At 75.2% G+C, this 24,728-nt stretch carries 25 protein-coding genes, 3 tRNA genes and 1 pseudogene; 14 read left to right on the forward strand and 15 right to left on the reverse strand.

Going from position 1 to position 24,728, the window contains the following annotated elements:
* The first annotated feature begins 220 nt into the window (after positions 1–220).
* Together purF and purM are read left to right on the forward strand one after the other, a co-directional pair.
* Positions 221–1,774 (forward strand): amidophosphoribosyltransferase, encoded by a 1,554-nt coding sequence (gene purF, locus ACI78Z_RS08265; protein ID WP_457036046.1) that lies wholly within the window; start codon positions 221–223, stop codon positions 1,772–1,774.
* A gap of 77 nt (positions 1,775–1,851) precedes the next feature.
* Entirely contained in the window at positions 1,852–2,913 is a 1,062-nt protein-coding gene (purM, locus tag ACI78Z_RS08270; RefSeq protein WP_457036047.1) for a phosphoribosylformylglycinamidine cyclo-ligase, read from the forward strand.
* 101 nt (positions 2,914–3,014) lie between these two features.
* Here the strand turns inward: purM and ACI78Z_RS08275 are convergent, their stop codons facing one another.
* Entirely contained in the window at positions 3,015–3,239 is a 225-nt protein-coding gene (locus tag ACI78Z_RS08275; protein WP_457036048.1) for a DUF3073 domain-containing protein, read from the reverse strand.
* Positions 3,240–3,907: 668 nt separating this feature from the next.
* On the reverse strand, positions 3,908–4,231 hold the full coding sequence (locus ACI78Z_RS08280; RefSeq protein WP_457036049.1) for a hypothetical protein: 324 nt from the start codon (positions 4,229–4,231) through the stop codon (positions 3,908–3,910).
* Between the two features lie 236 nt (positions 4,232–4,467).
* On the opposite strand from ACI78Z_RS08280, the gene ACI78Z_RS08285 reads away from it, so the two are divergent.
* Entirely contained in the window at positions 4,468–5,286 is an 819-nt protein-coding gene (locus ACI78Z_RS08285; RefSeq protein WP_457036050.1) for a GAF and ANTAR domain-containing protein, read from the forward strand.
* A 149-nt stretch (positions 5,287–5,435) separates the two neighbouring features.
* Here the strand turns inward: ACI78Z_RS08285 and ACI78Z_RS08290 are convergent, their stop codons facing one another.
* Entirely contained in the window at positions 5,436–6,542 is a 1,107-nt protein-coding gene (locus ACI78Z_RS08290) for a Glu/Leu/Phe/Val family dehydrogenase (RefSeq protein WP_457036051.1), read from the reverse strand.
* A gap of 294 nt (positions 6,543–6,836) precedes the next feature.
* On the opposite strand from ACI78Z_RS08290, the gene ACI78Z_RS08295 reads away from it, so the two are divergent.
* A complete protein-coding gene (locus ACI78Z_RS08295; RefSeq protein ID WP_457036052.1) occupies positions 6,837–8,135 on the forward strand; it encodes a M23 family metallopeptidase in 1,299 nt (432 codons plus the stop codon).
* A gap of 60 nt (positions 8,136–8,195) precedes the next feature.
* Here the strand turns inward: ACI78Z_RS08295 and ACI78Z_RS08300 are convergent, their stop codons facing one another.
* Positions 8,196–8,714, reverse strand: a complete 519-nt coding sequence (locus ACI78Z_RS08300) for a hypothetical protein (RefSeq protein ID WP_457036053.1) — start codon at positions 8,712–8,714, stop codon at positions 8,196–8,198.
* A 58-nt stretch (positions 8,715–8,772) separates the two neighbouring features.
* Between ACI78Z_RS08300 and ACI78Z_RS08305 the strand changes: the two genes are divergently transcribed.
* From ACI78Z_RS08305 to mftG, 4 genes are read left to right on the forward strand one after another with little or no spacing between them, the layout of a single operon-like run.
* Positions 8,773–9,639: an MBL fold metallo-hydrolase gene (locus ACI78Z_RS08305; RefSeq protein WP_457036054.1), complete on the forward strand. Its 867-nt coding sequence runs from the start codon at positions 8,773–8,775 to the stop codon at positions 9,637–9,639.
* Positions 9,636–10,586 (forward strand): AMP-binding protein, encoded by a 951-nt coding sequence (locus tag ACI78Z_RS08310; RefSeq protein ID WP_457036055.1) that lies wholly within the window; start codon positions 9,636–9,638, stop codon positions 10,584–10,586. The genes ACI78Z_RS08305 and ACI78Z_RS08310 overlap by 4 nt, the downstream gene beginning before the upstream one ends.
* The gene (locus tag ACI78Z_RS08315) at positions 10,583–10,942 is read left to right on the forward strand and encodes a class I adenylate-forming enzyme family protein (protein WP_457036056.1); all 360 of its coding nucleotides are present in this window, start codon (positions 10,583–10,585) and stop codon (positions 10,940–10,942) included. Before ACI78Z_RS08310 ends, ACI78Z_RS08315 begins: the two co-directional genes overlap by 4 nt.
* Entirely contained in the window at positions 10,939–12,528 is a 1,590-nt protein-coding gene (gene mftG, locus ACI78Z_RS08320; protein WP_457036057.1) for a mycofactocin dehydrogenase MftG, read from the forward strand. Before ACI78Z_RS08315 ends, mftG begins: the two co-directional genes overlap by 4 nt.
* A 41-nt stretch (positions 12,529–12,569) precedes the next feature.
* Here the strand turns inward: mftG and ACI78Z_RS08325 are convergent, their stop codons facing one another.
* Together ACI78Z_RS08325 and ACI78Z_RS08330 are read right to left on the reverse strand one after the other, a co-directional pair.
* A complete protein-coding gene (locus ACI78Z_RS08325; protein WP_457036058.1) occupies positions 12,570–14,609 on the reverse strand; it encodes a transglycosylase domain-containing protein in 2,040 nt (679 codons plus the stop codon).
* Positions 14,610–14,772: 163 nt separating this feature from the next.
* Positions 14,773–14,967 (reverse strand): hypothetical protein, encoded by a 195-nt coding sequence (locus ACI78Z_RS08330; RefSeq protein WP_457036059.1) that lies wholly within the window; start codon positions 14,965–14,967, stop codon positions 14,773–14,775.
* A gap of 186 nt (positions 14,968–15,153) precedes the next feature.
* On the opposite strand from ACI78Z_RS08330, the gene ACI78Z_RS08335 reads away from it, so the two are divergent.
* The 4 genes and pseudogenes from ACI78Z_RS08335 to ACI78Z_RS08350 all read left to right on the forward strand — a co-directional run bounded on the left by ACI78Z_RS08335 (position 15,154) and on the right by ACI78Z_RS08350 (position 17,902).
* Positions 15,154–15,852: a phosphodiesterase gene (locus ACI78Z_RS08335; RefSeq protein ID WP_457036060.1), complete on the forward strand. Its 699-nt coding sequence runs from the start codon at positions 15,154–15,156 to the stop codon at positions 15,850–15,852.
* A gap of 9 nt (positions 15,853–15,861) precedes the next feature.
* The gene (locus ACI78Z_RS08340) at positions 15,862–16,323 is read left to right on the forward strand and encodes a helix-turn-helix domain-containing protein (RefSeq protein ID WP_457036061.1); all 462 of its coding nucleotides are present in this window, start codon (positions 15,862–15,864) and stop codon (positions 16,321–16,323) included.
* Between the two features lie 10 nt (positions 16,324–16,333).
* A pseudogene (locus tag ACI78Z_RS08345) lies at positions 16,334–16,761 on the forward strand (VOC family protein).
* Positions 16,762–16,903: 142 nt separating this feature from the next.
* The gene (locus tag ACI78Z_RS08350) at positions 16,904–17,902 is read left to right on the forward strand and encodes a hypothetical protein (protein ID WP_457036062.1); all 999 of its coding nucleotides are present in this window, start codon (positions 16,904–16,906) and stop codon (positions 17,900–17,902) included.
* Positions 17,903–17,909: 7 nt separating this feature from the next.
* Here the strand turns inward: ACI78Z_RS08350 and ACI78Z_RS08355 are convergent, their stop codons facing one another.
* The 6 genes from ACI78Z_RS08355 to ACI78Z_RS08380 all read right to left on the reverse strand — a co-directional run bounded on the left by ACI78Z_RS08355 (position 17,910) and on the right by ACI78Z_RS08380 (position 19,926).
* Complete coding sequence (locus ACI78Z_RS08355) at positions 17,910–18,392, reverse strand: N-acetyltransferase family protein (protein WP_457036063.1); 483 nt, start codon at positions 18,390–18,392, stop codon at positions 17,910–17,912.
* Positions 18,393–18,439: 47 nt separating this feature from the next.
* Positions 18,440–18,513 (reverse strand) — tRNA-Phe (locus tag ACI78Z_RS08360).
* A gap of 23 nt (positions 18,514–18,536) precedes the next feature.
* A tRNA-Asp gene (locus ACI78Z_RS08365) sits at positions 18,537–18,610 on the reverse strand.
* A gap of 25 nt (positions 18,611–18,635) precedes the next feature.
* A tRNA-Glu gene (locus ACI78Z_RS08370) sits at positions 18,636–18,708 on the reverse strand.
* Positions 18,709–18,881: 173 nt separating this feature from the next.
* Positions 18,882–19,355, reverse strand: coding sequence for a transposase (locus ACI78Z_RS08375; RefSeq protein WP_457036064.1), 474 nt, complete (start codon positions 19,353–19,355; stop codon positions 18,882–18,884).
* Positions 19,356–19,509: 154 nt separating this feature from the next.
* Entirely contained in the window at positions 19,510–19,926 is a 417-nt protein-coding gene (locus ACI78Z_RS08380; protein WP_457036065.1) for an ester cyclase, read from the reverse strand.
* A gap of 523 nt (positions 19,927–20,449) precedes the next feature.
* On the opposite strand from ACI78Z_RS08380, the gene ACI78Z_RS08385 reads away from it, so the two are divergent.
* Together ACI78Z_RS08385 and ACI78Z_RS08390 are read left to right on the forward strand one after the other, a co-directional pair.
* Positions 20,450–21,487, forward strand: coding sequence for a DUF2332 domain-containing protein (locus ACI78Z_RS08385; RefSeq protein ID WP_457036066.1), 1,038 nt, complete (start codon positions 20,450–20,452; stop codon positions 21,485–21,487).
* A gap of 95 nt (positions 21,488–21,582) precedes the next feature.
* Positions 21,583–22,218: an AMIN-like domain-containing (lipo)protein gene (locus tag ACI78Z_RS08390; protein ID WP_457036067.1), complete on the forward strand. Its 636-nt coding sequence runs from the start codon at positions 21,583–21,585 to the stop codon at positions 22,216–22,218.
* Positions 22,219–22,224: 6 nt separating this feature from the next.
* On the opposite strand, the gene ACI78Z_RS08395 is transcribed toward ACI78Z_RS08390, so the two are convergent.
* From ACI78Z_RS08395 to ACI78Z_RS08405, 3 genes are all read right to left on the reverse strand, one after another.
* On the reverse strand, positions 22,225–22,560 hold the full coding sequence (locus ACI78Z_RS08395) for a hypothetical protein (protein ID WP_457036068.1): 336 nt from the start codon (positions 22,558–22,560) through the stop codon (positions 22,225–22,227).
* 23 nt (positions 22,561–22,583) lie between these two features.
* Complete coding sequence (locus ACI78Z_RS08400; RefSeq protein WP_457036069.1) at positions 22,584–24,107, reverse strand: metallophosphoesterase family protein; 1,524 nt, start codon at positions 24,105–24,107, stop codon at positions 22,584–22,586.
* A gap of 131 nt (positions 24,108–24,238) precedes the next feature.
* Positions 24,239–24,718 carry a GtrA family protein gene (locus tag ACI78Z_RS08405; RefSeq protein WP_457036070.1) on the reverse strand — a complete coding sequence of 160 codons (480 nt, stop codon included), beginning with the start codon at positions 24,716–24,718 and terminating at the stop codon, positions 24,239–24,241.
* Positions 24,719–24,728 lie beyond the last annotated feature (10 nt).

A 24,728-nucleotide genomic window follows, 5' to 3' on the forward strand; every position in this document is an offset into this window, starting at 1 on the left:
CCTACAGCGACAAGCCCACCATCCTGACCTCGATCAGGTCGAGGCTGCTCACCCTGCCCGGCGACACCGCGGTCAGGACCGGCCACGGCGAGGACACCACCATCTCCGCCGAGATCAGCCACGTGCAGTGACCGGATGACCAGCGGCTCCGGCCGGGCGGGGTGGCGAGGGACACCCCGCCCGTCCGGAACCGGTCGGCCGACGCCGGTACCCTCGATGAGTGCCTCGCGGTGACGGACGGCTGACGCACGACCTCGACCCCCATTCCCCCGGACCCCAGGACGCCTGCGGCGTCTTCGGTGTCTGGGCGCCGGGGGAGGAGGTCGCCAAGCTGACCTACTTCGGTCTCTACGCCCTGCAGCACCGCGGTCAGGAGGCGGCGGGCATCGCCGTCTCCGACGGCGCCTCGGTGGTGGTCTACAAGGACCTCGGGCTGGTCAGCCAGGTCTTCGACGAGGCCACCCTCGGCAGCCTGCGGGGCCACCTCGCCGTCGGGCACACCCGGTACTCGACGACCGGCGCCTCCACGTGGGAGAACGCCCAGCCGACCTTCCGGACGACGGACGCCGGTACCGGGCTGGCGCTGTGCCACAACGGGAACCTGGTGAACACCGCGGAGCTCGCCAGCCGCGCCGCCGACGCCGGGGTGCCGGGCGCCTTCGCCTCCACCACCGACTCCGACCTGGTGACGGCGCTCATCGCCTCCCGGCCGGACCTCTCGGTGGAGGCCGCCGCGATGGAGGTCCTGCCGCAGCTGCGCGGCGCCTTCAGCTTCACCTTCATGGACGAGACCACCCTCTACGCGGCCCGCGACCCGCAGGGCGTGCGGCCGCTGGTGCTCGGCCGGCTGGAGCGCGGCTGGGTGGTCGCCAGCGAGACGGCGGCCCTCGACATCGTCGGCGCCTCCGTCGTGCGCGAGGTCGAGCCCGGCGAGCTGATCGCCGTCGACGAGAACGGCCTGCGCAGCCAGCACTTCGCGCCGGCCGAGCCCAAGGGCTGCGTGTTCGAGTACGTGTACCTGGCCCGGCCGGACACCACGATCAGCGGCCGCGGCGTGCACGCCGCCCGGGTCGAGATCGGCCGCCGGCTGGCGAGGGAGCACCCGGCCGACGCCGACCTGGTCATCCCCGTGCCGGAGTCGGGCACCCCGGCCGCCGTCGGCTACGCCGAGGCCTCGGGCATCCCCTACGGCATCGGCCTGGTGAAGAACTCCTACGTGGGGCGGACCTTCATCCAGCCCAGCCAGACCATCCGGCAGCTGGGCATCCGGCTCAAGCTCAACCCGCTGCGCGACGTCATCCGCGGCAAGCGGCTGGTCGTCGTCGACGACTCGATCGTGCGCGGCAACACCCAGCGGGCGCTGATCCGCATGCTGCGCGAGGCCGGTGCCGTCGAGGTGCACGTGCGGATCTCCTCGCCGCCGGTGAAGTGGCCGTGCTTCTACGGCATCGACTTCGCCAGCCGGGCCGAGCTGATCGCCAACGGCCTCGACGTCGACGGCGTGCGGGCCTCGATCAACGCCGACTCGCTGGGTTACGTCTCCGAGCAGGGGCTGATCGCGGCCACCGAGCAGCCGGTCAACCGGCTGTGCACCGCCTGCTTCACCGGCGAGTACCCCATCCCGCTGGCCGAGAGCGAGCTCCTCGGCAAGCACCTCCTCGAGGGCATCGGCCGCCGGGTGGACCAGGACCGCGCGGTCACCGGGTGGACCGGCCAGCAGGCCGGCAGGGCCACCGTCCAGGGCGGGGCGGACGACGCGCTGACCCGCCCGTGACCAGCGAGAGCGACGCCCGAGTGAGCCTCGCAGGGAGCGCCGGCGACCGAGGAGCGGAACGAGGGCGGAGCCGAGCCATGGGCACGGCCGAGCAGTTCACCTACGCCGCCTCCGGCGTCGACATCGACGCCGGCGAGCGGGCCGTGACCCTGATGCGGACGGCGGTCGAGAAGACGAACCGCCCGGAGGTCGTCGGTGGCCTCGGCGGCTTCGCCGGGCTCTTCGCGCTGGACACGGCGAAGTACCGGAAGCCGCTGCTGGCCTCCTCCACCGACGGCGTCGGCACCAAGATCGCCCTCGCCCGCCAGTTGCACCGGCACGACACCGTCGGCATCGACCTGGTCGCCATGGTCGTCGACGACCTGGTCGCGTGCGGGGCCGAGCCGCTGTTCCTGCAGGACTACGTCGCCTGCGGGCGGGTCGTCCCGGAGCGGGTCGCGGCGATCGTCACCGGCATCGCGACCGGGTGCACGCTGGCCGGCGCCGCGCTGGTCGGCGGGGAGACCGCCGAGCACGGCGACCTCATGGCCCCCGACGACTACGACCTGGCCGCCACCGCCGTCGGCGTCGTGGAGGCCGACGCGGTGCTGGGGCCCGAGCGGGTCCGGGACGGCGACGTCGTCGTCGCGATGGCGTCGAGCGGCTTCCACTCCAACGGCTACTCCCTGGTGCGGAGGGTCGTCGCGGCCGCCGGCCTCGACCTGACCGCCACGCCGGCCGGGCTGGACCGCCCGCTGGGGGAGGTGCTGCTCGAGCCGACCCGCATCTACGCGCTGGACTGCCTGGCGCTGGTGCAGCGCTTCGGCGTCGAGGGCGTGCACGCCTACGCGCACATCACCGGCGGCGGGCTGGCCGGCAACACCGCCCGCGTCGTCCCCGGCGGGCTGGCGGCCGTGCTGGACCGCGGCACGTGGGCGCTGCCGGCCGCCGTGTCGCTGCTGGAGGAGCACGGCGTGCCGCGGGCGGAGTCCGAGCGGGCGTTCAACTGCGGCGTGGGGATGGTCGCCGCCGTCGCCCCGGACGTCGCCGACGACGTCGTCGCCGCCCTCGCCGAGCGCGGGGTGCCCGCGTGGGTCGCCGGCGCCGTGGGGTCGCGCACGGGCGGGGACGCCGCCCGGCTGGTCGGCAGCTACCGCTGAGCCGCCGGAGGGTGCGTTCGACCCTCTGCGCGCGACGACACCGCAGCCCCCCGAGGGGAGCCGCGGTGTCGTCGGATCAACCCGTGGCGGTCAGGCGGTGGTCAACGACTGGCCGCCCAGTCGTCGTCCGAGTCGTCGTCCGCCCAGCGGTCGGTGTACTCGCCGTCCTCGTCGTCGTCCGTGCTCGCTCGCGAGGGAGCGGAGTAGGACGTCGACGGTGAACCGGCCAGCTCGCGCTGCAGCGCGGAGAGGTCGGTGTTCGGTGAGCTGTACTTGAGCTCACGGGCCACGCGTGTCTGCTTGGCCTTCGCTCGGCCGCGCCCCATCGGCTCGACCCCCTCGTTACGGAGTACGGGAGCCCAGCTCCGGGCTGGACGGCCCGCGTGGCGACCCCGACTGAGTGTCTCTGTCTCGACCGAGCTTACGACACGGATCGGCGACCGGCACGGGTCTCCCCCCGCTGTCGCCCGACCGGGGGCCTTCCTCGGCGCGGCAGCCGGATCCGCGCCAGTCGGCCGACCGACGCATCCGCTCCTCGGCCAGCCGGTCGGCGGCCACGGCGGGGGAGCCGCCGTCGGCGTCGGCGGCCTCGGAAGACCCGCAGCGCGACGTCGGAGATGCGGCCGCTCGAGCCTCGGCGCGCTCGCGGTGGTGACCGCCTCCGCTGCGTCGGGCACCGGGCCTGTTCCGGGAAACCCGTGGTCCCATCGACGCTCGAGCCGTCGCGCCAGGGTTCGACCGAGCAGTTCGTGGACGAGACGGCCCCACTGGCCGCTGTTCAACCAGCGGAACCTCGGCCGCCGGAGGGAACGGCGCCTGCCCCGGTGACCTGCCTCACACGGTAGCCGGAGCGCCCCGGTTCACACCACTCCACCGCCGCCCGGACGCTGCAGCGGGACCCGGGACGGGCCTCGGGTCAGCATGTTGCCGTTCGCGGGGATTCCCTCGACCTGTGCCGGAAGCGTCGACGGCGGGCTTCGCCCGCCGTGCCGGATCAGCGGTCGAGGGGGCCCTTGAGCAGAGAGGAGACGCGCTGGCGAGTGACGCCGAACAGCCGGGCGATCACGTCCATGGTCAGACCCTCATCGTGCAGGGCACGGGCCTCGGCCCGTCGCCAGCGACTCCCGGCGTCGGCGAGCTGGGACAGGGTGTCGCTGATCAACTCCACGATCAACGGGCGCGGCTCAGCCGGCACGATCTCTCGGTAGGAGGCGCCGGCTGCTCGCTGATCCCGGACGAAGGCCGCGCGCTCGAGGATCTGCTCGCCATTCGTGATCATCTGGCGCGCGGTGGCGCACACCTCCTCCAGCGCCGTCATCGCCGGATCCTCCGAGGAGCCTGGCCGCCGCACTGTGTCTCCTGTCGGTCCGGGGCGACGCCTCTGCTCGGTGCCCGCGCCCAGGATACTTCGCATCGCAAGGCCTGTTGCGGCAAGGGGAGGTGCAGCAACGGGCGATTCCGCAATGGTCCTTGCGGCAACGCCTATTGCGCTCGAAGGGTCGGGCTGACACCATCGGCTCGTCGCAATGGGAGCGGGGGCGCCGGAGGTGCGTGATGGCCGATCTCGCCCAGGTCATGTGTGACGTGGCGGCCCAGCTGCGCACGAAGCGGCACCCGCCGGTGGAGACGACGCTGGAGGCGATCACCGCCGCGGCTGTGGACGCCGTGCCCGGCGCCGAGGACGCCGGCATCAGTTTCGTGGTCGACCGCTCTCGGATCGAGGCCCGGGCGCCCACCGGGGCACACCCCAGAGCCCTGGATGCGCTGCAGGACCAGCTCGGCGAGGGCCCGTGCTACTCGGCGATCCGCGAGCACGCGACGGTGCGCGCCCCGGACGTGGCCACCGAGGCGCGCTGGCCCCGCTTCGCGGCGGCCGCCGGCGAGCAGGGGGTGGGCAGCATGTTGACGGTGCGGCTGCACCACACCGCGGATTCGACGCTCGGCGCGCTGAACCTCTACGCCAGCACCCCCCACGCCTTCGACACCGACTCCGAGGCCATCGCGCGGATCTTCGCCGTCCACGCCGCGCTCGCGCTGGCCGCCGCCGAACGCGAGGAGCACCTGGAGGCGGCGCTGCGCAGCCGCGACCGGATCGGTCAGGCCAAGGGCATCCTCATGGAGCGGTACAAGCTCACGCCCGAGCAGGCCTTCGCCGTGCTCGCCACCATCTCCTCGGGCACCAACCGCAAGCTCAGGGACATCGCCGACGAGATCGCCACCACCGGCGCCATCCCCGCAGACCCGCGCGATCACCCCGGCCACCGCCGGAGCGGGCAACACCCGGACACCGCGCTCGCCGACCTCCACCGACCGCCCACAGCCACTGCGCGGACCCCGGAGTCCCGGATCGGAGACCACCACCGCCCGGCCTGACCGCTATGGCGCTCGGACCGACCATCCCCGTGGATCCGAGTCCTGCGACGTGGCCCTGGAGGTCAGCGTCACCACGCTGTTCCCGGTCGACGTCGACCGCGAGGGGGGCGGCGTGAGCGTCCGCGGAACGTCTCTGTCACGGCGTCCGCTCACCAGTCACGCGACAGCCGGATGCCCCGGAGCCGGCCGACGGCGGCCATCCGCTCCTCGGCCAGCCGGTCGGCGGCCACCGCAGGCGAGACGCCCTGCTCCTCGGCCACCTGGAGCACCCGCAGGGTGGTGTCGAAGATCCGCTCCGTCTTCTCCTTGGCTCGGTCGAAGCTGAAGCCGGGCTTGCCGCTCAGCGGTAGCACCCCGGGCAGACCGTGCCGCTCGTCCTCGACCTGCATCACCCCGCCGGCGTTCACCAGGTAGTCGGGGGCGTAGAGGATGCCGCGGCGCATCAGTTCGGCGGCGATCCCCTCGTGCGCGAGCTGGTTGTTGGCCCCGCCGCAGACGATCTCGGCCTCCAGCACCGCGACCGTCTCGTCGTCCAGCGCCCGGCCGAGCGCGCAGGGGGCGTAGACGTCGGTCGGCGTCCGGACCAGCGTGGCGGTGTCGGACACGGCGTCGACGGCGGGGTGGCGGGCCAGCACCCGCTCGACCGCGCCGGCGTCGACGTCGGTGACGACCACGTCGGCACCATCCTCCACGAGCCGGTCGACCAGCCAGCTGCCGACCTTGCCGACCCCGGCCACGCCGACGGTGCGCCCGGCCAGCGAGGGCTTGCCCCACCGGTGCTGCGCCGCCGCGCGCATCCCCTGGAACACGCCGTAGGCGGTCAGCACCGAGGAGTCCCCGCAGCCGCCGTAGGCGAGCGACCGGCCGTGCGCGAAGCGGGTCTCGCGGGCGACGACGTCGAGGTCGGCGTTGGAGGTGCCGACGTCGCAGGCGGTCAGGTACCGCCCGCCCAGGGACTCCACGAACCGGCCGTAGGCGCGCAGCAGCGCCTCGGTCTTGTCGGTGTGCGGATCCCCGATGATGACCGCCTTGCCGCCCCCGAGGTCCAGGCCGGCCAGGCTGTTCTTGTACGACATCGCCCGCGACAGGGCGAGCGCGTCGGCGACCGCGGCGTCCTCGTCCGCGTAGGGGTGGAAGCGGGTCCCGCCGAGCGCCGGCCCGAGCGCGGTGGAGTGGATCGCGATCACCGCCCGCAGCCCGGATGCCGGGTCGGAGCAGAAGACGACCTGTTCGTGACCGGAGCCGAGTACGTCCACGACAGCGAGCCTAGGACGCCGCGGCCGAGGGCCGACGACGCGGAGCTCGGGACCGACCTGCAGCGGGTGCAGCCGAAAAAGGACGCGGCGGGGCCTCAAGTCCACCCGGGAGGGTGACGAGAACAGGAGGGACAGGAGTGGGGCGAGTGCCTCGTGGGCCCGGTGTGACTGCCGTGCCGCGTGGTGACTTCCGAGACCGGTGTGGCGCTGTCACGCTGCGGGCCGCCCCTCCACCCTCTCTTCCCTGGGAGCGACATGCTGCACAGCCGTCCTCACCGGCGTACGCCCGGGACCGTGACGCGCTGCCTCCTGGCCGGTGTCGTGGCCGGCACGGTGGTGCTGACCGGGGTGTCGCCCGCCACGGCCGCCCCCACGCCGCCGCCGCCCAACCCCACCGACGAGCAGATCGGGCAGGCGCAGTCGGCGCAGGACGCCGCCGCCGCGGAGGTCGGCCGGATCGCCGCCCTGGTCGCCCAGGCCGAGTCGCAGCTGGAGGGGTACGCCGTCCAGGCCGAGGCCGCCGGTGCCGCCTACCTGGCCGCGGAGGAGGCCCTCCTGCAGGCGCAGGCCGAGGCGGAGCGGACGGCGGCGGAGCTGCAGGCCGCCACCGAGGCCGTGGACGCATCGCTCGCCCGCATCGCCGGCTTCTCCCGCGACAGCTACATGAACGGCACGACGCTCTCCACCGCCGCGGTCCTGCTGGACGCGGAGGGCCCGGCGGAGCTGGTCCAGCGGGCCGCGATGCTCGACTACGTCTCGGCCAACCAGCTCGACGTCCTCGGCGAGCTCGAGGTGGCCCAGGTCAAGCAGGCCAACGCCGACTCCGCGGCTCGCGCCGCCCGCGACCGGACCGCCGAGGCCGAGGCCGCGGCGGCCGCCGCCAAGGCGAAGGCCGACCAGCAGCTGGCCGCGCAGAAGGCTGCCTACGACCAGGTCGCCGCGCAGAAGGCCGTTCTCGACCAGCAGCTGCAGGCCGCCGAGGTCGAGCTGCTGCGCCTGCAGGGTGAGCGCGACGCCTTCCAGGCGTGGCAGCGGCAGAAGGCCGCCGAGGAGGCGGCCGCCGCCGAGGCCGCCCGCCGCGCGGAGGCCGAGGCCGCCGCCGCGGCCGCCGCGGCCCGCGAGGCCGCCCGCAGCCAGGGCTCCGGGTCGAGCAGCAGCCCCACCAGCGCCGGCAGCTCCGGCGGGTCCGGCCCCTACGTCAAGCCGACGTCGGGCCGCACCTCCAGCTGCTACGGCCTGCGGTGGGGCGCCCTGCACGGCGGCGTGGACATCGCGGCCCCGATCGGGACGCCGATCTACGCGGCGCACTCGGGCGTCGTCGCGCGGGCCGGGACGGCGACCGGCTTCGGCTATGCCGTCTACATCCGCGGCGACGACGGCGCGGTCACCGTCTACGGGCACGTCAACGAGTACTTCGTGCGGGGCGGTGAGCGGGTCGTCGCCGGCGAGCTGATCGCCGAGGTCGGCAACCGCGGTCAGTCCACCGGCCCGCACCTGCACTTCGAGGTGCACCCGGGCGGGGCCATGTACGGCGGTCAGGTCGACCCGGTGCCGTGGATGCGCGCCCGCGGCGTCGCCATCAGCGGTTGTTGAGACGGGCTCCCCTGCAGTGCCCGCCGCGAGCTCGCGAGCAGTGGGGCAGGGGGGCGTCTCTCAGCTCGGAGGCGCCGTCGAGGTCAGGCCGCAGTTGGCGACGACGTAGTCGGTGAGGCCGCTCTGCGCCTCGCCCAGCTCCGCGCCGATCCGCGCCTCCGCGTCGGCGTAGGCCTGCTGACCCTCCGGGGTGCCGAGGTCGAGGGTGCCGGCCGTGTCGGCGAGCCGGCGCAGCCCGTCGAGCAGCGCGGTCCAGTCGCCGGCGACCTCGGCCGGTGCCGCCACCTGCTCCAGCCTGGTCACGACCTCCGGCAGCCGCCCGGCCACCTCCTCGGGGGAGGCCGCGCCGAGGGTGCCCTGCAGCTCGGTGAAGGCGGTGGTCATCTCGCCGCAGAACTCCTCGGCGGCCGGGTCGGGTGCCGCCGTCCCGCTGCTGGGGGCCGAGGACGAGGTCGCCGGTGCCGGCGTGCCCGACGCGGCGGCCGGCTCGTCGCCCCCCGACCCGCCGCAGGCGGTCAGCAGGACGACGGCGGCGGCACCCGCGAGGGCGCGGCGGAGCAGCGGAGCGGGGGAGCGCATGGCCCGACGGTATCCGCCGGTCGCGCCGGGGCGGCCGGGCGCGGCTACCGTGCCCGACGTGCGCACCCCCATCGACCCGCGCGCCACCTGGGACCTCCCCGCCCCCGGGGCGATGCCGCGGACGGCGGACCTCGAGCCGCTGGTGACCCGGGTGCTCGCGCCCAACCCCTCGCCGATGACCCTGGACGGCACCAACACCTACGTGGTCGGTGCCCCCGGCAGCGGGCAGGCGGTGCTGGTCGACCCGGGGCCGGACGACCCGGCGCACCTGGCCGCGGTCGAGGCGGCGCTGGCCGCGCGGGACGCCCGCTGCGTCGCCGTCCTTGTCACCCACCACCACGGCGACCACGCCGAGGCGGCCCTCCCGTGGGGCGTCCGGCTGGAGGCACAGGTCGCGGCGGCCGACGCCCGGGTCGCCGGGCCCGGCGGGTGGGTGCTCGAGCCCGGGGAACGGCTGGAACTGGCCGGCACCACGCTGGACGTCGTCCCCACGCCCGGGCACACCGCCGACCACCTGGCCTTCCGGCTGGAGTCGGGTGCGGTGCTCGTCGGCGACCACGTGCTGGGCCGGGGGACGTCGGTGGTGACCCACCCCGAGGGCGACGTGCTGGCGTACCTGGCGTCGCTGCGCCGGGTGCACGACCTGGGCGCCAGCGCGCTGTACTGCGGGCACGGCCCGGAGCTGACCGAGGACCCGGGCGCGGTGCTCGACTTCTACCTGGCCCACCGGGCGTTCCGGGAGAGCCAGCTGCTGGCGGCGGTGGTGCGCGGCGCCGGGACGGTGGACGAGCTGGTGGCCGACGTCTACGCCGACGTGCCGCGGGAGGTGTGGCCGGCGGCGGCCGAGTCGACGCGGGCCACCCTGGCCAAGCTCGCGGCCGAGGGGCACATGGTGGTGGACGGCGACCGGGTGCGCCTGCCGTGACCGACGTGCCCGTCGTCCGCGCCGCGGCCAGCGAGCGCGACCAGCGGCGGGCCGCGGCGGCGCTGCGGGCGGCGGGGCTGGGGCCGGGCGACCGGCTGCTGGTGTCCGCGGCCGCGTCGCCGGAGCTCCTCGCCGTCGTCCTCGGGGCGCTGCGCACCGGCGTCGTCCCCGTGGTGCTCGACCCGGCGCTGCCGGCCGCCGAGCGGGCCGCGCTCGCCGAGGACGCCGATCCGGGGCTCGACCTCGGCCCCGACCCGGCGCGGCTGCTCACCGGCACCGCCGAGGACGAGCTGGCCGACGTCCCGCTGGCCCGGCCGATGCACTACACCTCCGGGACCACCGGCCGTCGCAAGGGCGTGTGGTCCGGCGTGCTGGCCGAGGACGACGCCCGCGCGCTGGCCGCCGAGGAGATCGACCTCTGGGGCTTCGGCCCGGCCGACCGGTACCTGCTGCTCTCCCCGCTGCACCACTCCGCCCCGCTGCGCTTCGCCGTGCACACGCTGCTGGCCGGCGGCGAGGTGCTGCTGCCCGGCCCGTTCGACGTCGCGCGGGCAGCGGAGGCGATCACCACCCTGCGGCCGACCACCACCTTCTGCGTGCCCACCCACCTGCAGCGGCTGCTGCGCACCGGGGCGTCGACTGGTCGTCCTTCCGCCGGCTGGCCCACGCCGGCGCGCCGTGCCCCGAGCCGCTCAAGCGGGCGGTGCTCGCCGCGGCGCCCGAGGGCAGCGTCTGGGAGTTCTACGGCTCCACCGAGGCGCAGTTCACCGTCTGCTCACCGGAGGACTGGCTGGCGCACCCGGGCAGCGTCGGCCGCGCCCGGCCGGGCCGTCGGCTGGAGACCGACGAGCGCGGCCAGCTGTGGTGCGCGGTGCCGCGCTGGGCCCGCTTCGCGTACTGGCGGGCGCCGGGGAAGACCGCGGCTGCCTGGCGGGGCGACCTCGTGACCGTGGGCGACCTGGGCCGGGTGGACGACGACGGCACGGTGTGGCTGGACGGCCGCCGCGAGGACCTGGTCATCTCCGGCGGGGTCAACGTCTACCCGGCCGAGGTCGAGGCGGTGCTCGACGCGCACCCCGGCGTCGTGGAGAGCGCGGTCGTCGGCGTGCCCGATCCCGACTGGGGCCAGCGGGTGGTCGCCGCCTACGTGGGCGACGCCGACCCCGCCGACCTCGCCGCCTGGGCGCGCGAGCGGCTGGCGCCGGCCAAGCGGCCGAAGAGCCTGCACCCGGTCGGCGAGCTGCCCCGCACCTCGACCGGGAAGGTCCGCCGGCTGGACCTGCCGGAGGCGCTCGGGCTGTGAGCGGCGCCGAGTGGGACGTCGTCGTGGTGGGGGCCGGCACGTCCGGCGCCCCCCTCGCGGCGCGGCTGGCCGACGCCGGCCGGCGGGTGCTGGTGCTGGAGGCCGGCGCCGACCACGCGGTCTTCCCCCCCGACCTGCGGAACGCCGCGCGGATGGCCGCCGCCGTCCCGGGTCACCCCGCGAACTGGGACCTCACCGGGGAGCTCACCGAGGAGGTCACCTTCCCGGTGCCCCGGGGGCGGGTGGCCGGCGGGTCCAGCGCGCTCAACGGCGGCTACTTCATCCGCGGCACGCGGGCCGACCTCGACGGCTGGGCCGCCGCGGGCAACCACCTGTGGTCCTACGACGCCGTCCTGCCGTCGTTCGTCCGGCTGGAGGCCGACCGCGAGTACGGCGACCGGCCCGGGCACGGCGCCGACGGGCCGGTGCCGGTGCGCCGCCCCCGGGACGGGCACCCGCTGGCCGACGCGCTGGGCGCGGCCGCGGCGGAGCTCGGGGCCCCCGACGAGCCGGACAAGAACGCCGACGGGCCGCCCGGCTGGGGTCCGGTCCCGCTCAACGTGGCCGGCGGGGTGCGGGTGAACACCGCCATGGCCTACCTCGCCCCGCGCCGCGGGCACCCCGGGCTGACCGTGCGCGGCGGCGTGCACGTGCGCCGCGTGGTGGTCGAGGCCGGCCGCGCGGTGGGCGTGGAGACGGCGGACGGCGTCGTCCGGGCCGGTGAGGTGGTGCTGGCGGCGGGCGCCGTCGGGTCGCCGCAGCTGCTGCTGCTCTCCGGGATCGGCCCGGCCGACGACCTGCGCGCCCTGGGTGTGGACGTGGCGGCCGACGTCCCCGGGGTGGGCGCGGACTGCACCGACCACCCCGACGTCTACGTCACCTGGCGGCCGGCCCGGCGGCTGCCGATGCCGCGGGACCTGCACCCGCTGTCCGGCGTCCTCAACACCCCGGACGACCTCGAGGTGCTGCCCTGGCTCAAGCCGTTCAGCCGGGTGGTGGCGCCCCGGACGTCGGTGGGCGTGGCGCGCGTGCTGCGCCGGCCGGGGGCCGCGCTGCGCGCGCTGCGCGGGGTCTCCCCGCACCGGCTGCTGGAGACCGCCCGGCACCGCGACGACCTGTTCCTCGGCGTGGGGCTGCAGCGGGAGGACAGCCGCGGCCGGCTCACCTTGACCAGCACCGACCCGCGGGTGCAGCCGCGGCTGGAGTACCGCTACCTGTCCACCGGGTCCGACCGGCGGCGGATGCGGGACGGCGTGCGGCTGGCGGCCGAGCTGCTGCGGACGGCGGCCATGGCCCCGCTGGTCGCCGAGCGGACCGGGCTGCCCGACGACGTCCTGGCCTCCGACCGGGAGCTGGACCGCTGGATCCGCCGCTCGCTGGCCACCGCCGTCCACCTCGCCGGCACCGCGCGGATGGGCCCGGACTCCGACCCGGGAGCGGTGGTCGACCAGCACCTGCGGGTCCGCGGGGTGGAGGGGCTGCGGGTGGTCGACACCTCGGTCATGCCCACGGTGACCTCGCGCGGGCCGGCCGCGACCGCGGTGGCGATCGGCGAGCGCGCCGCGGAGCTGATGACCCGGAGGTGACCTCGGCCCCCCTGCAGGGCGGGGCCCTGCAGGGGGGTCCTCTATCCGCCCGACGGCGGTGGGAGCGGGATGCCCGGCGGCGGGAAGAACACCGGCGCCTCGGCCGACAGGACCGGCAGGAAGGCGTCGTGCCAGATCTGGCCGCCGCGGCTGCCGCCGAAACCGCCGACGTCCACGTTCGCCGTCGGGTTGAACAGCATGACGCTCGCGGTGTACCGCGGCGTGGAGCCGACGAAGGACACCGACGCGCGGTCCTGGGCGGTGCCGGTCTTGGTGGCGATCTGGTGGCCGGGGATCGCGGCCCGCCGGCCCGTGCCGTAGGGCAGCGACGAGCCGCCCACCATCATCTGGTTGACCGTCGTGGCGATCTGCGGCGACACCACCTCCGGCGTGCACGAGGCGCCGGTGCCCAGCGGGCTGCCGTCCTCGCGGGTCAGCGGCCGCCCGTCGCGGCCGAGCACCTCCACGACCGGGACCGGGGTGCACCGGGTGCCGTTGGCGGCGAGCGTGGAGTAGGCGCTGGCCAGCGCGAGCGGGCTGGTCGCCTCCGGGCCGAGGGTGAACGAGCCGCGGTTCTGGGCGATCACCTGGTCGGCCACCGGGTCGAGGGAGGTCAGGCCCAGCCGCTGCGCCACCCGGACCGGCCCCTCGACGCTGCCCAGGTCGTCCTCCAGGGCCACGAAGTAGGTGTTCGAGGAGCGGACCAGCGCCTCGTACATGGTCAGCGTCGGCGGGAACGTGCCCTCGACGTTGCTGACCGTGTAGGGCTCCAGGCCGTTGCGGTACACGCGCGAGGTGTAGGGGTCGCTCGTGGTGATCGTGTGCGAGGGCGGGAAGCCGCGCTCCAGGGCCGCGGTGGCCACGAAGACCTTGTACGTGGAGCCGGAGCCCTTGCTGGCGACCACGTTGAGGTTGACCGACGACTGGGCCGGGTCCGCGGCGTCGAAGCCGAAGACCCGGTTCGCGCTCATCGCGAGCACGTTGCCCGTGCCCGGCTCGACCGCGGTGAACATGGCGGCCACCGGGTCGCCCATCGGCTGGGTCGCCAGGACGGCAGCGTCGGCGGAGCGCTGCAGGTCGGCGCGCATCGTGGTGCGGATGGTCAGCCCGCCGTCCTCGAGCTGCTCCTGGGTCATCCCGAGGGTGCCGACGAGGTACTGCTGCAGGAAGTCGCAGAAGAAGCCGCCGAGGACCCCTGCGCCGGCGCAGCCGTTGGGCGGGGCCGGCGCCGGGTTGGTCTCCACCGGGCCGGCGGCGGCCTCGGCGCGTTCGTCCTCGCTGATGTACCCGAGTGCCTGCATCCGCTCGAGCACCACGTCGCGCCGCTCCCGGGCGCGCTCGGAGTCGACCAGGGGGCTGTCGGACGTCGGCGTCTGCACCAGGCCGGCGAGCATCGCCGCCTGGGGGAGCGTGAGGTCGGCCGCGTCGACGCCGAAGTAGGCCCGGGCCGCGGCCTGCACGCCGTAGGCGCCCTCGCCGAAGTACACGGTGTTCAGGTACCGGGTGAGGATCTCCTCCTTGGGATAGGTCTCCTCCAGCGCCAGGGCCAGCCGGGCCTCGCGCAGCTTGCGGCCCACCGTCTGCTCGGTGGCCGCCTGGCGGTCCTCGGGGGTGACGGCGGTCTGCAGCAGCGTCTGCTTCACCAGCTGCTGGGTGATCGTCGAGCCGCCCTCCTCGACGTCGCCGGAGCTCACGTTGCGCGCCAGCGCCCGCAGCGTGCCCTGCACGTCCAGGCCGTTGTGCTCGTAGAAGCGCTCGTCCTCGATGGCGACCAGCGCCTGCTCCATGACGTCGGCGATTTGATCGGCGCCCACCGGCGTCCGGTTGTCCCGGTAGAAGTACGTGATCACCGACCCGTCGGCGGCCAGGACGACGGTGTTGGGCGGCGGCGTGGCGTCGGTCAGCTCGACCGGCAGCGGGGCGAGCAGCGTGGCGGAGGTGCTGGCGGCCAGGCCCGGCCCGACGACCCAGGGAGCCACCAGCGCGGCCAGCAGCGCGCCGGTGAGCGGGATGACCAGCGCGAGGCTGCCCAGGGCGCGCAGCCGGGGGTGGGGGTGGCCTGACCTGTGCGACCGCGCCATGTCGTCCTCGCCGAGCTCGTGCTCCCGGCGCGCGGGAGAGCGCGACGCCGTGGGGGGAGAGCATCGCGCAGGGCGACCGATCCGGACACCCGGACGGGCACGGTCACCGGCGCGTCCCGGCGGCGCGCCGTGCGCAGCCGCCGGGACGGCGGACGAGGGGTCCTCAGCGGGCGGTCGGCAGCTCCGACGTCGCGGGGTTCACCGACGCGGACCAGGCGTCGGGGTACCGCCGGCCGGCCTCGGCGACCCACCCGCTGCTGGGCCGGGTGGCCGGGCGGGCGCTGAGCCCGACGATGAGGGCGAGCAGGCCCACGAGGCCGACTAGGACACCAGCGACCACCAGCAACGTCGTGAGCATGTACCGAACGTAGGCAGAGGACCGGTCCGTGTCACGTGGCGGAAGTGCACCGGAGTCCGGCGCGAACTCGGACAGGTTCTGCCGAGCCGATCGCTCCTGTCCCACCCGTCCCGGGCGGATCGCCACAGCTGGACGCGGACCCGCCCGACCGGGTATGGGGCGGGGACCCGTCGACAGGAGGACCTCGTGACCGACCTGCCCCGGACGGCCGGCCGTGCCGTCGCCGTCCCGCTGGGGGCGCTGGCCCGCCGGCGCCACGGCAAGCCGATGCACCCCCGGGGGGTGGTGCTGGACGCCGTGCTGGAGCGGGCCGGCGGCCCGGCCGGCTGGGGCGTGCCGTGGCTCGCGGGCGGTGGCGAGGAGGCGGCGCTGGTCCGGCTCTCCCGCGGCGCGGGGCTGCCCGCGCCGCTGCCGGACCTGCTCGGGCTCGCCGTCCGCCTGCCGGGGACGCCGGGCGCGGCGGGGCCGGTGGACCTCCTGCTGTCGAGCACCGGGCGGGGCCGGCTCACCCGCTGGATCCCGGTCCCCCGGTGGGACGCGCTGGCCGTCCACTCGTCGATCATGGGCTACCGGACGGCGGCCGGGCCGGTGTTCCTGGCGGCGCTGCCCGACCCCGGGGCCGGGCCGGTGACCGCGGAGCCGGGGCCGGTCGCCGCGGCGGCCCGCGCCGGCCGGCTCGCATTCACCCTGGCCGCGGCGCGGGGCGCGGGGGAGTGGCAGCCGTTCGCCCGGCTGCGACTGCTCGCCCCGGTGCCCGAGGTGGACCCGGACCTGCGCTTCGACGCCGTCCGCAACCCGCCGCCGGGCCTGGTCCCCGGCGGGCCGATGGCCCGGTTCCGGGCGCCGGCCTACGCGGCCGCCCGGCAGGGGCGGGACGGCTCGTAGGGTCGCCCGGTGTCCACGGTGCCCCCCGACCTCGTGGCACACCTGCGCCGGGCCCGGGACCACGTCGACCGGCACTTCGCCGAGGACCTCGACCTGGACCGCCTGGCTCGGGTGGCCGGGGTGTCGAAGTACCACTTCGTCCGGTCCTTCGAGGCCGCCTACGGGGAGACGCCGATCCGCTACCTCACCCGGCGGCGGGTCGAGCGGGCCCAGGACCTGCTCCGCTCGGCCAACCTCACCGTCACCGAGGTGTGCATGGCGGTGGGCTACGCCAGCCTGGGCTCGTTCTCCACGCGCTTCCGGGCGCTGACCGGGGAGTCGCCGGTCGCCTACCGGGACCGCTGGGCCGCCCGCGGGGAGGCGCACGTGCCCGGCTGCTGGCTGTTCATGCGTGGCGTGGTGGACCTCGGGGGCACGACCGGCTCGGGTCGAGCAATCCCGGAGAAGCCACCGGCCGGTCGCCGTCCCTAGGGTCGGGGCCATGATCACCAACATCTCGCTGGTCACCGTCTACTGCCTCGACCAGGACCGGGCCAAGGAGTTCTACGTCGACGTCCTCGGCTTCGAGGCCCGCACCGACATCACCATGGGCGAGGGCTTCCGCTGGGTCACCCTGTCCCACCCGAGCCAGCCCGAGCTCGAGATCACCCTCATGACCCCCGGGCCGCCGCTGGACGAGGACGCCGCCGCGTTCGTCCGCGGCCAGCTGGAGAAGGGCTCATGGGCGGGCTGGGGCTGGCCGTCGACGACTGCCGGAAGACCTACGAGGAGCTCTCGGCCAAGGGCGTCGTCTTCCTGCAGGAGCCCGCCGAGCGCCCCTACGGCGTCGAGGCCGTGATGCGCGACGTGTCCGGGAACTGGCTGGTGCTGGTCGAGCGGCGGGACTTCACGCCCGCCGACTTCGCCTGACCCCTCCACGGGAGGCCCGTGCACGCCGCGTGACCGCTCGGGTTGGATGGGATGCCGGTGGGTAATTCACCGGTACCAGCCAGTTCTGATCGGAGCACCGCCCCTGCCGTCGCAGTGCGCGGCCGCAGGAGGAGTACCGCACGTGAACGCCGCCGAGCCCCCGGCAGGTCCCGGGATCCGCGTGGTGACCGTCCCGTACTGCGATCCCTACGTCGACGCCGTCCTGCCCGCGGACGTCGTCCGGGTGGGCCCGGCGCAGGGGCCCAGCCCCTGGCTGGACCCGGCCTACCTCGCCGCCCACGCGGACGGCGTCGACGTGGTGCACCTGCACTCCGGCTACGGACACCTGCCCGAGGACGAGGTGGTCAGCTGGGTGGAGACGCTGCGGCGGACCGGTGTGCCCCTGGTGCTGACCGTCCACCAGCTGCGGGACCCCGAGCACGAGACCCGGCGCCGGCACGACGCGCACCTGGCGGCGCTGCTGGCGACGGCGGAGGTGGTGCTGACGCTGACCCCCGGGGCGGCCGACGAGGTCGCCGGGGGGTTCGGCCGGACGGCGATCGTCGTGGCGCACCCCTCGATCGCCGAGCCGGTGCCCGAGCTGGGCGCCGAGCGCGGCCTGGTGGGCCTGGCGCTGCGGGGACCGTGCGCCGCCCTGCCCGACCCCGCCGCGCTGGTCCGCGCGGCGCTGTCCGGGGCGGTCAACGGCGGCGGGCGGCTGCGGGTGTTCCTCGACGACGGCGTCGAGCCGCCGCCGGTCTTCGCCGCCGGGGACAGCCTGGAGTACCGGCCGCGCAAGGCCGACTCGTGGATCGCGCAGCTGCAGGAGCTGCACACCGTCGTCCTGCCCGAGTGCTGTGGCACCCACTCGCCGGAGCTGGAGGTGTGCCGGGACGTCGGCACGCGGGTGGTGGCGCCCAGCTGCGGGTGGTTCGCGGACCAGTGGTCCGACGTCGTCCCCTACGACAACGACGAGGAGCGCGGGCTGGACCCGGTGTCCCTGGACGCCGCCGTCGCCGCGGCGCTCACCCGGCCGGCGCCCCGACCGGCCGACCGGGCGTGGCGGGCGGAGCAGAAGGCCGCCGTCCAGGCCGTGCACGCGCAGGTCTACGCCCAGGTGGTCGCCGACCGCGCCGGCTGAGCGCCGCTCAGAGCTGCCGCTTGAACCCCACGTGCGAGGCGGTGAACCGGAGCCGCTCGTAGAAGCGGTGCGCCTCCGCGCGCCGGGTGTCCGTGGTGAGCTGCACCAGCCCACAGCCGCGCCGGCGGGCCTCGTCGATGGCCCAGGCGAACAGGGCCGCGCCGATGCCCTGGCCGCGCAGGTCGGCCCGCACCCGCACCGCCTCGACCTGCAGCCGCGTCGTCCCGCCCCGGGACAGGCCGGGGATCTCGGTGAGCTGGGCGGTACCGACGACGTCCGGACCCCGCGTGACGGCGAGCAGCAGCTGGGCAGGATCGGCGTCGACGGCGGCGAACGCCCGCCGATAGGGCGCCGGATCGGGGAGCTCGCGGTCGCGGCCGAGCGGGTCGTCGGTGAGCAGCGCCACGAGGGCGGGGACGTCGTCCGCGGTCGCTCGGCGCAGGCCGACGCTGGTGCTGCCGACGTGCAGCGTGGCGGGGAGCGAGGTCACCGCGGCAGTGTGCCCGGCCGGTGTGGCGGGGCAGCAGGAGGATGGTGTGGGCAGGGGCGGGGTCGAACCGCCGACCTCTCGCTTTTCAGGCGAGCGCTCGTACCGACTGAGCTACCTGCCCCTCCCGGTGTCTCCACCGGAGAGCGACCCTGACGGGACTCGAACCCGCGACCTCCGCCGTGACAGGGCGGCGCGCTAACCAACTGCGCTACAGGGCCTTGCTGTGTGGTGCTGGTCGTGCTGTGCCCCCAACGGGGTTCGAACCCGTGCTACCGCCTTGAAAGGGCGGCGTCCTGGACCGCTAGACGATGGGGGCTCGTGTTCGCCGGGGGCAGCGAGAACTCTACATGCTCCGCGCACCACCTCCGACGCGGGGGTGCGGTGTCCCTCGCCACCCTGTGCCGGACGCGGTGCCGATGGCCTTCTGCAGTCTGCCCCGCACCTCGCCGGCTCGGTCCTCCGTCCCCCTCTCTGCTGGCCTCTTCCCGCTCAGACGCCCGGGATCGTCGTACCCCTGCTCTGGCGGTCAACGCCTCGCGGAAGGCGGCGGTGGTGCCGTAGCCGGCATCGGGGACCACCCCCGGCGGGGCCAGCCCCCCAGCCGGCCAGCTCATCGAGCATGTCGATGGCCAGCCGCCACTTCTCCCGTTGCCGGGTCGCGTCGGGGATGCCGGCGCGCTCGCGCCGCGCCCGGACCGCCGCGGCCGCCTCCTCCGTCGCGGTCTGGGTGTCGTCCCAGCCCGCGGGGAGGAACAGCCGCCAGTTCAGTGGGCAGGAGGCGGTGTCGGTGACCGCGCGGACGCTGACGCCGATCCGGCAGTTGCCGACCTTGCCCAGCGTGCCGGAGTACTGGCGGGCCACCCCCGGCGAGGCGCTGCCGTCCTTGGGAAAGCCGGTGTCGTCGACCACCCACGCATGCGGGGCGGTCACCTCGACCGCGCGGCGGGCCAGCCGTTCGCGCACCGGCTCCACTGCCCAGGTGGACGACGAGACGAACTGCTGCAGCCCCCTGGATCACATCGATGAGATCGTCAGGACAGGGCCTAAACGGCCCACTCAGGGCTACCGGTGGCAGTCGAGGCCCGCGATGCCGCAGTGGGGCCAGGTTCCCTCGTCGCTACGAATCCGTGTCAGGTCCCGCTGAGTCCTCCGCCACCGGGATGCTGTAGATGAAGATCCGCTCCGGGCGACCGTCACGGCAGTGCCACACCGACGCACCCTCGACTCGGATGGGCCGCCCGGTAGGTGCCATCCCGAAGAGGTCGCCCGTGTGGGTAGCCGTCAGGGTCCAGCGGTGCGCGAGCCGATCCTCGGTGGCGAAGCGGTCATGGACCGTGGTGCGCAAGTCGGACACCCCGGCGCGATAGGCACGCATGAAGGCGATCCACTCCTGCGGCCCGCGCAGCACCCGAGCGCGGCTGACCAGGTGGATCTCGGTGTCCGGGTACATCCACTCCGTATGCCTGCTGAAGTCTCCTGCATCGTCAGCCGCGGTCCACTGCTCGGCGATGGCGATGAGATCCGCTGCCGACATTCGGGCTCCTCATGCTGTGCAGAGCGATGTCAGCCGAACGATACGGTTCTTGCGAACCGTAATCGCGCCGCTACGCGTCGAAATTGCCGCTGCGCCCAGGACGTGCTCACTAGGGCACGTCAGATGCCCCCCCAACCGCCTTCAGGACTGGGAGGCGGCGCACAAGATCCGCAGGACAGACCCTGGCACCGCGTCAGGTGAGAGTGATGGGCGTGATCGTCTGCGTCCTTCGGCACACGTGCCCACTCGAGGGGAGAAGATCTCGACCCGCGGTGATCCACATCGAGACCGACGACGAGTCGTGCGGCGTCTTCTCGACGATGGACCGCGCAGCGCCGCTCGTCAGCAGCTGACCGAGTTGGAGGAGGAGAGCATCAGCCGGCGCATCGGTCGAGGATCTCCCCGGGCTCTTGCGCCAGGTGGAGGGTCGGGGATCGTCGTCCCCATGGCGGGAGTCGTCGGGACGTCAGGGCCGCCCACGGGAAGCGCCGCACCCGGGGGGAGGGCTCGAACGCTCGCTCAGGTGTACCGACACTTCGGTGAGGTCGACGCCGCGGGGACATCGCCGCTGTACGAGCGCGTCGCCGTCGCCCTGAGCGAGTCCGACGAGGCGCTGCGCGCCATCGGGACGGCGCCGGCGCGCAAGCGGCACCCCACGGTGATCCTCGCCGCGCTGCACGACCTCGCCCTCGCCGGACGGGCCCCGGCGCTGGCCGCGGCGTATGCCGCCGAGGACGGCGACGCCGCCGCTGGCGCGGCCATCGACACGCTGCTGCGGATGACCGACTCGGTCGTGGCCATCGCCGTGCGCCGGCCGACGCGGACCATCGACACCGGACGCTGCGCCGTGCTGTACCCGGCCGTTGCCGAGGCGGCGCGCCGGGTGGGCGCGAACGCGGTCGGGCTGATCGACGTGGGCGGCTCGGCCGGGCTCAACCTCCACGTCGATCGTGTCGGCGTCACCTACAGCCACGGCCGATCGCTCGGCGACCCGTCGTCCCCCGTGCAGCTGTCGTGCTCGATCGTGGGTGACCGGCCGATCCCGGCGCGGGCGGTGCCCGAGGTCGTCGCCCGCGTCGGCGTCGGCCCCGATCCGCTCGACGTGACCGACGCGGATGACGCCCGGTGGCTGCGCGCCTGCCTGTGGCCCGGCCAGCCGGAGCTGGCCGCGAGGCTCGAGGCGGCGATGGCGGTGGCGGCGACGGACCCTCCGCTGCTGCTGCGAGGCAACGCCGTCGAGGTGCTGCCCGACGCCTTCGCCCGTGTGCCCGCGGACGCCCTGCCGGTCGTCACCACGACGTGGGCGCTGTCGCAGTTCCCCCTGGAGAGCCGCCTGCGCTTCCTGCACCGCCTCGACGAGGCGGCGGTCGGCCGGGCGGTGGCGTGGGTGTCAGCCGAGGGGGTCGGCGTCGCGCCGGCGATACCGACGCTCGGCGATCGCCGCGCCTCCGGCCACAGCACCATCGGTCTCGCGGTGTTCGAGGGGTCGGCTCTGCGGGCCGAGGCCATCGGCCGCTGCTGGTCGCAGGGCCGCCTGATGGCGTGGCTGACGGATTCCTAGCGTCCTGACCGGTCGCTCCACCGACGGAGTCCAGGCGACGCGACACGGCAGCCGTGCTCGCGGCTGGAACGGCCCGCGGCTGTCACCCTCAGCGGGTGATCCGTCGTGCCGCCGTCTGCCCGCCCCTCCTGCTCGCCGCCGCGCTGCTGGCCGGCTGCGGGAGCGCCGACCCCGGCACCGCGCCGTCCGCCAGCACGGGGCAGGCCACCGCCACGGCCGGCTCCACGGCACCCGGCTCCGCCGCACCGACCACCGAGGCGGAGGACACCGGCACCGACGTCCCGCCGTTCGAGGGCGGCACGGAGCCCGCGACCCAGGAGGCCTCCGCGGACGCCCTGGTGACCGTCTCCGACATCCGGACCGCACGCCAGGAGGGCTTCGACCGCGTCGTCCTCGAGACGGGCGGCGCCGGGACGCCGGGCTGGGACGTCCGGTACGTCGAGGAGGCGTACGCGCAGGGCACCGGCGACCCGGTGGAGGTGGCCGGCGAGGCCGTCCTGCAGGTGACGATCACCGGTGCCGGCTACCCGTTCGACACCGGCGTCGAGGAGTGGACCGGCCCCGACCCGCTCCCCGGCAGCGGCACCCGGACGGTCACCGAGGTCGCCTGGGACGCGACCTTCGAGGGCACCTCGGTGGCGTTCGTCGGGACGCGGGGCGAGGCGCCCTTCCGCGTGTACGCCCTCGAGGGCCCCACGCGGGTCGTCATCGAGGTCGGCGACCTCGCCTGAGGGCATTCAGCCCAGCGAGGCGGTGAGCTCCACGGAGTCGGCCTCGACGGTGGTGCAGGTCAGCGTCAGCGGGCCTGCGGTCACGGTCTCGCCCTGGGCGCAGGAGACGCTGGCGTTGCCCACCTCGAGCGAGGCCCGCCCGTCCTGGACGCCGCCGAAGCCCAGCGTCGTCCCGAGGATCTCGACCTCGGCCCCGTCGCCGGACAACGTCACCGAGCACTCGCTGCCGCTGCAGGACAAGGTGTCCGAGCTGAACGAGCAGGCCGTCAGCGGCAGCAGCGACAGGCTCCCGGCGAGGACCCCGGCAGCCAGCCGGGAGGCACGCGACGTCGTCGTGGACATGGGCCGAGCCTAGGTCGGCTGGGTCAGCCCGTCGGGGAGGCGGGCGCGGGAGGCGTCGTCGGGCCGGGCGTGGTCGGTGTCGGGCCCGTCGGGGCGTCGTCCCCACCGACGGCGGCGTCCAGCGGGCCGACCACCTCCCGCTCGATGGTCACCTCGGTCTGCCCCAGCCCGCCCAGGGTGATCTCGTCGTAGGCGGTGACCGCCCCGGTCGTCGGGTCGAGGTAGAGCACCGTGCAGGTCAGCGGCTCGGGGAACTCGCCCTGCAGGGCGCGCAGCCCGGCCCCGCCGGTCGAGCCCTCCACCATGAGCAGCGTGCCCCCGTCGAGCCGGGTGACCTCCCGCTCGTGGGTGTGCCCGGCCAGCACCAGGGGGACGACGCCGTCCAGCGGCGGCGCCTGCTCCGGGTCGTGCACCATCGCGACGGCCGGCGTCTCCGGCAGCGACCCGGCGAACGCGGCGAGGCCCTCGCCGGCCGCCTCCAGCGACTCCACGCCGTCGTCGGCCTCCGGGTCGGGGGTGAATCGGGGGTCCGGCGTCCCCACGATCTGGATGCCGGCCACCGTCACGGCCGAGTCGTCCAGCACGGTCGCGTTCGGCTGGGCGGCGACCAGCTGGACGGTGACGGTGGAGTCGTGGTTGCCCTTGGTGAAGACGTAGGGGACGCCGAGGTCGCCGACCCGGCCGACCAGCGTGTTCTCCGGGGGGCTGCCCCAGTCGGTGAGGTCGCCGGTGTCGAGGACGCCGTCCACGCCGAACTGGGTGACCACCTGCTGCACCAGGTCCAGACCGGCGGGGTTGAGGTGGATGTCGGAGACGTGCAGCAGCGCCACGCTGTCGTCGGCGCCGCCCGGCGGGGGCAGCGCGGACAGCGTCGAGTACAGCGAGCTGACGTTGGAGACGAGGTCCTCGAGCGAGGCGCGGTAGGCGTCGAACCTCGCCACGATGTCCTGCGCGCTGCCGATCAGACTGTTCGCGTTGACCAGCAGCCCGGTGTACGTCGGCTGGGAGAGCGCCGCCGGTCGCCAGGTCGCCGCGGCGATGCCGCCGGTCGCGGCGACGAGCGCGGTGGACAGCCCGAGGGCGATGAGCGGTTCGCGGGGGCGTCGCAGCACCAGCAGGGACGCCGCCGTCGCCCCGCCGACCGCGGCCAGCGCGGTCAGCCACGCCACCCGCTCGACGGCGTCCCGCAGGTCGGCGCTCACCCGGTCGACGACGCCGTCCAGCCGGGCGGGGTCGGTCGCCAGCTGCGTCGCCCGGATCTCGTCGACCCGGCTGAGCTGGATCTCCAGCCGCAGCGGCCCGTCGTAGGCGTCGACCTGCAGCGCACCCAACGGGGGGATGTCGAGGGCGGCGCCACCGCCGAGCGGCCGGAAGGCCACCGTCGCGTCGAAGGGACCGATCGGCGCGGACACCCGGCCGAGCAGCAGGATCCCGAGCCAGGCCCCGACCAGGACGACGGCCACCCGGACGGCCCAGCGGCCCACCCCCCGGGCGACGGTGCGGAGGGCGGCGGAGCCCGCGGGAACTGCGGTGCTCGGCTCGCTCACCTGCGCCAACCTAGCGCTGGGCGGCCGGTCCGCCGTCCCGGCCGCCCGGTGGCGAGGCGGGTGTCACCCGATCGTCGGGCGACGAGCTCGGCGGTCGCCTCGGCCGGCCGCCGACCGCTCGTAGCGGGCGGTCAGGCGGTCACGGCGGCGCGCGGGCGGAACAGCCAGCGGAGCGCGACGAACCGCATGAGGCCGACCAGCCCGGTCACCGTGACCACGAGCGAGACCTGGGCGACGACGCCGGCGTTCGGGGCGAACGAGTCGAGGACGCCGAGGGCGGAGCTGCTGAGCAGCAGGCCGATCACCGTGACGCCGCCGGCCTCGAGCTGGGCGGTGAGCCAGCGCACCCGCTCGCCGGCCCGGAACGTGAGCCGGCGGTGCATCTCGTTCGCCAGCACCGTGGAGACGGCGGTCGCCACGACGTGCGCGGTGAGGTAGCCCAGCCACTCCAGGGTGGTGAACAGCGCGGCGTACACGACGGTCGTGGAGCCGCCGACGAGGACGAAGCGGGCGAACTGCCCGAGGGTGTCCTCGGCACGGACCCGCGTCACGACGCTGCCCACGGCGTCGCCGACCGCCGGACGGCGGGTCAGCAGCGACGGGCAGGTCACGAGGTTCCTC

It is taken from the genome of Geodermatophilus sp. SYSU D01176 (assembly GCF_054050015.1).